General features: G+C 68.1%; 1 protein-coding gene. It reads right to left on the bottom strand.

What is annotated here, in order from left to right; all coding sequences use genetic code 11:
- Window positions 1–448: DUF4153 domain-containing protein (locus JWG43_RS20870; RefSeq protein ID WP_205244365.1), on the bottom strand; the 448-nt coding region annotated here is incomplete at both ends.

The following is a 448-nucleotide window of genomic DNA, read 5'->3' as shown; positions in this document are numbered from 1 at the left end:
GGGCCAGGATGACCAGAACCGACAGAACCGCCGCGACGACGTTGGTCCGTTCCAGCGGCTTCATCCAGCCGTCCGGCTTTACGGCCGCCAACAGATAGCCCGCGCCATAGACCGCGCCGACCAGGGTGCAGGCGGCTGCGATGATCCGATCGGGCGTCAGGCCGTGCTGGCCGATCCGCAAGCCCAGGCCCCAGGCGGCCAGAACGATCAGCGGCGCGATCAGGACGGACGCGGCCCGCACGCCGTATCGCAGAACGACCGGCGGCAGATTGTCTGCGCGCCCATCCTGATAGGCCGTGTTGATCAGCATGATCAGGGCGGCGGCGGCCGACAACACCAAGGCCGTCGCGCTGCGCGTCTCCCAAAGGCCATCCAATCCGGTGAAGGGCAGGGCGAGAAGGAAGCCGCCGACCAGGACCGTGATCACCAGCAGCAGCCAGGACAGCAG

Origin of the sequence: Desulfobulbus alkaliphilus (assembly GCF_016918545.1) — a bacterium.
In the GTDB taxonomy this organism is placed as follows: domain Bacteria; phylum Desulfobacterota; class Desulfobulbia; order Desulfobulbales; family Desulfobulbaceae; genus Desulfobulbus; species Desulfobulbus alkaliphilus.
The sequence above is the reverse complement of the archived record's forward strand: the minus strand, read 5'-3'. Positions and strand labels throughout refer to the sequence as shown.